Genomic DNA, 8,253 nt, shown 5'->3' with positions numbered 1-8,253 from the left:
TTCTTATTAATATTCAAATCCTTTTTTAACAATGAATTTATAAACCGTCATTGCTGAAAAGTCGAGTGTCAATTCGGCGTAAAGAGCGTTAAAAATGATTTATGTTCGCATTTCATATGCGAATGTTCTAAAGCATTTATCGAATAGCCGTTATTGACCGACTTGTAAGCACAGACTTGATTTTTTTGGTTCGTTTTTTCATCAAGGAAAAAATGAATAAATACTGTTTTTATACTACTTTTTAAGTTACACCCAAAATTCCCCCTCCGACAAGTTTTAAAAATTACATTAATAAATGAAAACTAAAAATTAACACTAATTACTTTATGAAGATCATTTATACTCTTTGTGTTGTCTTCGGGGGATAGAGTGTGAATCTGTTTACTCTTTCATAATTTTACATTAGTTTTTTAATTCAACATTTGTTTTAAAATCCACTCCTTTTCCTGTACATCGCGCCAACTTTGTTTTGGGGAAAGGGGTTTTATCTTTTTGCGTTATAAGTTTTACGCTTAACGTTTTACGTTTTTATTCTTATTAATACTCAAGTTCACTTTTTAACAACAAATTTTGTCATTCTGGGCTTGTCTCAGAATCGCATCTAATATGTCATTTCGAGGTATCGAGAAATCTTTCTATCACTTTTTTATGAGCAAAAAAGTAATCAAAAAACTCTTGTCTTTGATTTTCGACGGTCAAAATAAGTTTCAGCCATTCAATATTTTAAATCATTTGCTACGCAAACAGTAAAACATTTTAACCATTCTCTTCAACTTTTTGACACTCGCCTCCAAATCATATGACGTTTTCATAATCCTTTTTCAAATACATAATACATTGTACTTTTTACATCGTACAACTCTAAAATCTCAATTCTCATATCTAACATCTAATCTGTACTTTTTACATCCTAAATCCCACCTCGTAAATCTAAAATCCTTATCCCTTCCGATACACGAACCACGAACAAACCATACGGAACGCATATACAATGGATACAGAATGGATACAGCGCGGATACACAACCGATACAGAAAAGTGTCATTTTCGATATACACCGATACAGGAATTTAACACTTTTTAACACATAATTTCTCTAATATTCTGTCATTTCGAAGTATTGAGAAATTTATTTCTATCACTTTTCAATTCTAGTAGAATCGAATAACCGTCTGTGCATTTCTATTATAAGAAATACATATTATAGAGAGTGTATTTTACTTGATTTGTAGAGGAATAAAACCAAGTATATTTATTATATGAAGTTCAGTGCTATTTGTAATGGAAGTAATGACCAAAAAAAAGGCGTGGAACTTACAAATCCGAATAGAGGTACTGGCATACCATATGGAACAATAGAAAATGACTCACGCCTAGGTCGTGAGCAAATCTACTTATTTTCTCGTTGCTATAAAAATTACCAGTTTTCAAAAGCGAGATCAAAGTATTTTACTTTATATTTTAACTATCTGTAAACAAATATAGTAATACTTTTTTAATTGCGCACTATCGACCGCAATTATTTTATACACTACTCTTAATTTGCTATAATGGATAGCGTAAATAGACGTATATGTAAATACATATATTATAATTGGATAATAAATTCTGAATCACAAAGAAAGTTTGCTGATGAACATAATATTGAAGAAAGTATTGTAAGAAAAATAAAAAAAGCTTCTCAAGATATAGATTACATAGAATATAACATACCTATATTAACACTAGAAAAAATATGTACATCTAGGGAATTAAAATTATATGATTTTTTTAAAATTATAAATATATAGAATATAAAATGCTTCAATTGGAGCATTTATTTTATTCAATTTCTGTTAATTGTCTTGCAATTTCTATTTTTTCTTGAAACAAGTCAATCTCTTCTTGCATTTTTAATAATTCTTGTTGTAAAGAATCATTTGTCAGCAATGTATTTTCTAGTTTATAGAGACACAATTCATTAATCTGTTCCTCTTCTTTCTTGCACCCAATCAATAAGGTAGTAGATAATACAATGATAAAATAGAAATACTTCATATTATCATTTTTTGTAAAATACTAATTTACATTATTATATAACATAAATAATATTTTACACAACAAGGGATACTATGTAGTTTTGTTTGTATATTTGATGTTGTTTTACGGAATGGAGATATAGCAGATTTTTTACGAAACTAAAACTATAGTAGTTTCGTAAAAAAACAATGTTATGTGAAATTAATAACCAACAATACTAATAAATACTAATGATTCAAGAATTATCAATTAAGGATTATAAAGCTTTTGAAAATGCTCATATACCGATAAAACCTCTAACAATTTTTTTAGGTGCCAATAGCGTTGGTAAAAGCTCAATTATTCAATTATTACTATTACTGCAACAAACTAGTAAAGAAGATTACAAATCATACAAATCAGCTCTAAAACTATATGGAGGTTATGTTAATCTAGGTGATTCTAAAAATTTATTTAGAAAACAAGATCACACAAAAGATATTGAAATTGGATTTAAAATCAATGACAAAAGCTTAAAAGAATTTTTAAAGCAAGAGTTATTAAAAGATTATACTGAAACATTTTCAAGAATTCCAAAATATTTACCTATTAAAGCATTTTTGGAACTAAGAAACAAAGAAATTAAAAATAAAAGTGATTTTGAAGATTTAATTGATGCATACATAAAAATAATTTCTAAAGATGGGTCTGTACAAGATTTTATCAAAGAAATTCGATGGTTCTTATCTAGTAATGGTAATATAAAAATTGATGAATTAAAACAAGAAAATAAATCTAATCTAATAAAGGTTTATAACGCACTAGAAAAAATTTCAAATTCTATTAAAAGTGACGAGTTTCAATTTAAATATCTTATTGGTTATAATAAAAATAAACTGATAAATAGAGAATTCAAACTACTTCACAATGATAAAATTATAATAAGCTATAATAAAGATTTAAATGAATTTAATTCAGATTTTATAAGATTTGATCAAAATGAAAATGATGAATTACTTAAAACGGTAGATTCTAATAATACCATTTTTAATTTATTTGCTAAAAAGACAGAACTAAAAATCACAAGTACATCTGTTTTTTCCTATATAATTAGAAAAGCATTAAATATAGCAGTCAATGAGTTCAGTGATAGACATATAAATTATGTAAGTCCATTAAGAGCCCATCCAAAAAGATATTATATGCTTGATAAAGCAAAAATTAATATTACGTTAGACACATTAGATGGCGATGCTGTAGCAGATGTTTTAAAAGAAAATAGTTCTTTAAAAAGTAAAGTAAATAACTGGTTGACAAATTTTAATTTGTCTGTAAATGTTGAGGAATTTAAGGAAGTAGTACATCATCTGAAGGTTAATCAAAATAATTTAAATTTAGATATTACGGATGTGGGATTTGGAATATCTCAAGTGTTACCAGTTATAATTCAAGGATTTCTTTCAGGAAATGATTCAACAACAATAATTGAACAACCTGAAATACATCTTCATCCAAAAATGCAAGCTGATCTAGCTGATTTATTTATTGATATTGTATTGAACTCAAAAAATAAAAAACTAATAATTGAAACACATAGTGAATATTTATTAAAAAGATTGAGGAGAAGAATTTCAGAAGGAAAGGTACGTTCAGAAGATGTTTCAATTTGTCTTTTTAATCCCCAAACTGAAAAAACAAGTGGATCTATAAATGTTCTAAAAATTGAAGAAAAAGGATTTTTTGAATGGCCAATTGATTTTTATGGCGGAGATTTATATGATGACACTGTTGAGTTTTTAAAAAATCAAGATTAGTATGCCGATATTCACTGTAAGTCCGGATTTATTAGAAAATATTGATGAAGAAGAAAAAATATACCTACGAGATATACTTTTCGTATTTACCAATAGTGGTACTCAATATAAGGTTGCAAAAGATAAAAAAAGTGAAATAATAGATATCTATAGATCAATAGAAAACAATGCAGATATAATTAAAACCTGGTTAGAACTAATGAGTTATCAGCCAGCTAGATTTGAGAAAATAGATGTTGACTTATCAAATATCACTTGCAAGGAAACGAAATTTATAGAACTATGTCATTCAACATTAAACAATAAAGACTTAATAGTTTATTCTAAACAAAATTTTCAAAATTTTGTATGTAACAATGACTTTATAAATTATAAAAATCAACAAATTAAAGTACTTGATAAAGATGACGCAAATTCAATTCTAAATAACAAACAACAAACTAATTTCATCATTCAATCACAAGTTGCAATGAATGGATCTCAAATCAATGAATCAAATAACAATTAAATGGATAAAGCAAAAAATTCACAAGTAGCGACTGGAGGTAGTACAATTTCAAATTCGAATAACACTAGTCAAAATAAAAATTCACATATAGATAATTCTGAACTAATAAAAAAAGTTAGAAAAGAAAGTATGATTATAAGTTTTATTGTAGGTGTTTTAACATCGCTTGTAAGTTCTTATATTTTTGAACATTTTTTAAAATAAATATTACTTCACATAACATCGTATTGGCGAAATGGCGGGATAAGGGAGAAATTGAAAGTTTCTCCTTTTTTTGTCGCAACAGCCATTTATATTTCCTTTTTTCATAAATTTAGAAAATAATAAAAGGCTGTTGCTTAGCTTAGTACAAAATTAAAAGTTTAGGCTTTCTAATCCGCCACTATCGCCAATACGCGGCCCGTTAGGCGTCATGTTAAAATTGTACACATATGAATTGGTTAAGTCAAACTGAGGGCATAATAAATCATTACAAAGAAAAATATCATTTTGGTAATCAGCCGATAAGAGTATTACATTATATGAACGTGTATATGTTTCATATGGTACACCCAACTTTTGTAATTGAATTAAAGAAAGCTATTGATATACATGGTTTGTCCGATAAATTGGATATAATTTACGGAGATGAACATATTAAATTTACTCCAAAAATTAGAAATCATGATAAAAAAATATTGCTTCATGAAACCTTCCTTTCGTATTTATGGTGCATTTCGAATAGTATCTACACACTATATTTAGAAGAAGTAGATTTTCCAAAATGTAATGCATTAGCTGGTTTTGAAAAATATAAAGTTGAACAAGAAAAAATTGATAAAGCAATAGATTTATTTGCTTATGCAAAATCTTTAATAGTTGATTATGTTCCTTGGGATAAAGAAAACTTACCAAATCCAGAAATATACAAAGCAGAGGAAAGAGATTTCATTGAGCAACCGAACATATTTTATACTCATGCCATAATGTTTATATTATGTCATGAATACATTCATGCAATTAAACATATTGATATTATTAATTCTCAAAAGCTAGAAGACTCCCATTTTATCGAATTTGAAAAAGAAGCGGATTTTGAAGCAATCGAATTATTAAAAAAAGGAATTATGCCTACAAAAATTAATGAATTAGGTATAACCGTTGGCGTGACCATAGGAATACTTTCAATGTTTTTTTTCAGGTCTTCAACATCAAGTATAAAACATCCTAATACAGAGGATAGGTTGACTTCAGCCCTTGAACAAATGAATTTAAGTGATGATACACCTTGTTGGGGAATAGCATTAGTAGGAATAAAATTATGGGCTGAACAATTCAATTTAGAAATAAATATTAGTCAAGATTTAACTGAAAAGGAATCTTATTATGACGTAATTAAACAAATAAAAAGACAAAACACGAACGCCTAACATTGTATTGGCGAAATGCGGGGTTAAGTACAAAATTGAACTTATCACCTATTTTGCCGCCAAAAACTGTTTGCTTTTGTTTTTTTTATTAAATTTACCAAAAGGCTCACAGCTTTGGCTCAGATTCAGTCTGAATTGAACATTCGCTCAGTTCAAGCCAGCACTTTGTCATACCGCGTGCCATTGCATACAATCCTATGAACCACAAATTCCAATCGTATTTACAAAATCTTGAACATTATTTTATTGAAAAAAATAATAATCATTTCATTTTAAGAAACTTCATTTTTAATTCAATTACTAGATTTAAGGATCAACTTAACATACAAGCTAAAGGTTATACCAAAAAAGATTTGATGGAAGATGAAACACATTTTCCAGCCTTACTAATAGACTTTAATATTTATTATCCAAACGACATCGAGTATCTTTCTATTTTACAACTGTTCACAAACTTTGAGCTAACATTAAGAAGCTTGTGCGAATCTATTAATGAGCACAAACAAAATAAACTAAAGTATAATGACTTTAGAGGAGAAAATACTTTAGATTCGTTTAGAAAATATTTAATCTATTGCTTCGATTTCGACATTAAAGAAACAATTGAATGGCAAAAATTAGAAGAGCTAAGATTGATTAGAAATTTAATTGCACATAGTAATGGTTTCTTCGATGGGAAAAATAAAAAAATAGCTCAAATAATTGACAAAAACGTTTTTTTTAGTTTAGACAGAGTGACAAACCAAATAATGATTGAATCAGAATATACATTAATTGTTACAAACTCTTTAAATGACGCATTAAAAGAGATTATAAAAGATATAAAAACAACATTAGAGTGATAAAAAGACTACTAACAACAACTGCTACACAACTCCAATTTTAGTTTCAAAAACACAAAATAGTATAAATAACAACCTCTTTTAAATTGATTTTAGGGAGGTTTTTTGTTTACACAATAAAGTATACAATGTAGTTTTGTTTGTATATTTGAGGTTGATTTTATGAATATAGATGTTTTTTAATAAATGCATGCTATATTAGCTTATCGAAATAACAATATTGTGCGAAATTTTAAACCGAAATTACGTGAAAAAGTATTTTTACTTATTAATTCTTTTTAATATCAATTCATTTGCGCAAATGCAAACTGAATTTTACTTAGATGATGTCAAGAATGATATTGAATATTTGACTCTAAACTTTTGTGTAGATAATAGTGGTAAAACTAGCCTTGTCAAAGTACTGCCAGAAAAATCAATCTATCAAAATAAAGAAATTATAAGTCAAATTATAGAATATAGAAAAAATATAGAATATTACCCTGAAACAGATCTTAAGAACAATTGTTATGATCAAATTTTTACTTTTATTAATACCAATTTAAAAGATGCACATATAAATGAAACTGAATTCGATGAATTGAAAAAATTTAGAACTGGTAACTTTCAATATGGAGATTTAAATTATAAAGATGTCAATATTTACAGAACAGAAAATTTTCAAATAGAAGAATTTCAAGGTGAAGTCAGTAAATATAATATTGAGTGGGTGAAACCAAACTCTTATATTTTAACATATCTTGAAGTAAGTAAAGAAGAATATAAATATTTACTTGGTGAAAAAATAAATGTCGAAATTATAAAATTAATTGATGCCAATACCTATGTGTATAAAAGTAATTTACTTAATAGAACATTTATTATAGGTATAATGAAAAAAATCTAAAGAAAACTCCGCACAATATATGTAACTGTTGCACAACCTCAATTTAGGTACAAAAACACAAAATAGTATTAACTAACAACCTCTTTAGAAGTGATTTTAAGGAGGTTTTTTGTTTTTGCGGGAAACCGTAATTTTATGTAAAATGGTTGTTGTATGTTTGGAATTTTATGAAATGACGATATAGGTCTATTTTTTACAAAACTTAACTATATTTTACTTAATAAATTATGATGTTACCTGCAAGTGCATCCAACTAGATATCGCAAATAGGTTGAAAAAAGCTAAATAGAACATTCAAAAATGAGTAATAAACAGAGGATAATAATTGTACTGGCTGTAGTCTTTATGATTACTGGAATTTCATTATTGATTTCAGGACAAAATAAAATAAATAATCTTAATTCGCAAGTTGATGACCTTGAAACCGAATTAAATGAGGCAAAATCAAATATTTCGGAACTCGAAAATGAAAATTCTGAGTTTGAAGAAAAACTATCTAATGTTGAGCACTTTGACGACAAAGGAACAATCGGACGAGGTTATACAGAAAGCGGAACTAATTTTACTGGACAAGTAATAGAAACAAAAATTGATGGTGAGTTCGAGGGTTGGGAAGGTGAAACCATTTTTAAAATGATGAATGGAAGTATTTGGCAACAGGCATCTTATGCTTACACCTACCATTACGCATACATGCCTGACGTCATCATATACCGTAAAGGTGGTTCTTATTACATGAAGGTTGAGGATGTTGATGATGAAATTCAGGTCAGACAGATAAGATAAGATAAGATAA

Annotated in this window: 8 protein-coding genes; 7 read left to right on the top strand and 1 reads right to left on the bottom strand. The window is 27.4% G+C overall.

The genetic code is table 11. The annotated features are described in order from the left end of the window. Positions 1-1,821: 1,821 nt before the first annotated feature. Entirely contained in the window at positions 1,822-2,037 is a 216-nt protein-coding gene (locus B4J88_RS09610; RefSeq protein ID WP_291067454.1) for a hypothetical protein, read from the bottom strand. 212 nt (positions 2,038-2,249) lie between these two features. Here B4J88_RS09610 and B4J88_RS09605 point away from each other — a divergent pair, with 212 nt between their 5' ends. The 7 genes from B4J88_RS09605 (at position 2,250) to B4J88_RS09575 (ending at position 8,243) form a co-directional block, all read left to right on the top strand. Then, positions 2,250-3,812, top strand: coding sequence for an AAA family ATPase (locus tag B4J88_RS09605; protein WP_291067452.1), 1,563 nt, complete (start codon positions 2,250-2,252; stop codon positions 3,810-3,812). 1 nt (position 3,813) lies between these two features. Beyond that, the gene (locus B4J88_RS09600; RefSeq protein WP_291067450.1) at positions 3,814-4,320 is read left to right on the top strand and encodes a hypothetical protein; all 507 of its coding nucleotides are present in this window, start codon (positions 3,814-3,816) and stop codon (positions 4,318-4,320) included. After that, on the top strand, positions 4,321-4,524 hold the full coding sequence (locus B4J88_RS09595) for a hypothetical protein (protein ID WP_291067448.1): 204 nt from the start codon (positions 4,321-4,323) through the stop codon (positions 4,522-4,524). It begins immediately after the preceding gene. 227 nt (positions 4,525-4,751) lie between these two features. Further along, on the top strand, positions 4,752-5,729 hold the full coding sequence (locus tag B4J88_RS09590; protein ID WP_291067446.1) for a phage exclusion protein Lit family protein: 978 nt from the start codon (positions 4,752-4,754) through the stop codon (positions 5,727-5,729). 356 nt (positions 5,730-6,085) lie between these two features. Beyond that, entirely contained in the window at positions 6,086-6,571 is a 486-nt protein-coding gene (locus tag B4J88_RS09585) for a hypothetical protein (RefSeq protein WP_291067444.1), read from the top strand. 247 nt (positions 6,572-6,818) lie between these two features. Continuing rightward, complete coding sequence (locus tag B4J88_RS09580; RefSeq protein WP_291067442.1) at positions 6,819-7,457, top strand: hypothetical protein; 639 nt, start codon at positions 6,819-6,821, stop codon at positions 7,455-7,457. A gap of 345 nt (positions 7,458-7,802) precedes the next feature. After that, the gene (locus B4J88_RS09575) at positions 7,803-8,243 is read left to right on the top strand and encodes a hypothetical protein (RefSeq protein ID WP_291067440.1); all 441 of its coding nucleotides are present in this window, start codon (positions 7,803-7,805) and stop codon (positions 8,241-8,243) included. Positions 8,244-8,253 lie beyond the last annotated feature (10 nt).

Origin of the sequence: Empedobacter sp. UBA5036, from assembly GCF_002415215.1 — a bacterium.
Lineage (GTDB): Bacteria > Bacteroidota > Bacteroidia > Flavobacteriales > Weeksellaceae > Empedobacter > Empedobacter falsenii_B.
Note: the sequence above shows the minus strand (reverse complement) of the source record. Positions and strands in the feature narration are given on the sequence as shown.

Bases quoted from the DNA above. Each gene is read 5' to 3' on its own strand.
- B4J88_RS09575 (WP_291067440.1), top strand. From the start codon at position 7,803: ATGATTACTGGAATTTCATTATTGATTTCAGGACAAAATAAAATAAAT.
- B4J88_RS09595 (WP_291067448.1), top strand. From the start codon at position 4,321: ATGGATAAAGCAAAAAATTCACAAGTAGCGACTGGAGGTAGTACAATT.
- B4J88_RS09590 (WP_291067446.1), top strand. From the start codon at position 4,752: ATGAATTGGTTAAGTCAAACTGAGGGCATAATAAATCATTACAAAGAA.
- B4J88_RS09610 (WP_291067454.1), bottom strand. From the start codon at position 2,037: ATGAAGTATTTCTATTTTATCATTGTATTATCTACTACCTTATTGATT.
- B4J88_RS09585 (WP_291067444.1), top strand. From the start codon at position 6,086: ATGGAAGATGAAACACATTTTCCAGCCTTACTAATAGACTTTAATATT.
- B4J88_RS09600 (WP_291067450.1), top strand. From the start codon at position 3,814: ATGCCGATATTCACTGTAAGTCCGGATTTATTAGAAAATATTGATGAA.
- B4J88_RS09605 (WP_291067452.1), top strand. From the start codon at position 2,250: ATGATTCAAGAATTATCAATTAAGGATTATAAAGCTTTTGAAAATGCT.